Source organism: Vibrio sp. 2134-1 (assembly GCF_033339495.1).
Genome location: NZ_JAWOUS010000325.1, coordinates 1 through 771, shown reverse-complemented (window position 1 = coordinate 771; position 771 = coordinate 1). Strand labels below are relative to the sequence as shown.

The window sequence follows — 771 nt, the reverse complement described above, 5'->3', positions numbered from 1 at the left end:
AAGATGCACTGATGCTGACAAAACCCAACTACACCTTCGTCAACAATCTACTCACGAACAATCGTGAAGGGCAACTGAGTAAAGATCAAGCGAATACACCGAACCTTGTTCACAGCAATGTTCGTGGCCCGAACTGTTATCACTAGGAGAAATACAAATGAACGCACTGAACGACCAACTCAAAACCCTCCGCTTGAGCCATGCAGTGAAAGCGTTAGAGCAGCAACAAGAACAACTGAGCACCTACGCAGAGCTGGACTTCGAGGAAAGGCTAAGCCTGCTTCTGGAAAGTGAAATCTTGAATCGCAATCAGACAAAAATCCAACGCTTAAAACGACAAGCCAAACTGAGAGTAGATGCTCAGCCGAGCCAACTCATCTACAAGGAGGGACGAAATCTCAATCGCAAACAGATGAGCGAACTTCTAACGGGCAGTTATCTACATAAGCACCAGAATATCTTGATCACAGGCCCAACAGGTGCAGGCAAGACCTATCTTGGCTGCGCACTGGCAACCAGTGCCTGCGACCAACAACACACGGTCAGATACTACCGATTAACTCGCCTGCTTGATGACCTGACCGCGGGTCGTCTGGATGGTAGCTATCAAAAGCAACTCCAATCGTTGGCTAAGAAAGCTCTACTAATCCTCGACGACTGGGGGATGGAAAAGCTAACCCACGAGCATGCAGGTCACTTATTAGAAGTGCTTGAAGATCGTTACCAAAACAGCAGCACGATCGTCATCAGTCAGTTACCTGTAAAGGAGTG

General features: G+C 47.9%; 1 protein-coding gene. It reads left to right on the top strand.

From position 1 onward, the window contains the following. Window positions 1-157: 157 nt before the first annotated feature. A partial coding sequence (gene istB, locus R7R78_RS25755) for an IS21-like element ISVch3 family helper ATPase IstB (protein ID WP_225474573.1) occupies window positions 158-771 on the top strand: 614 nt, incomplete at its 3' end.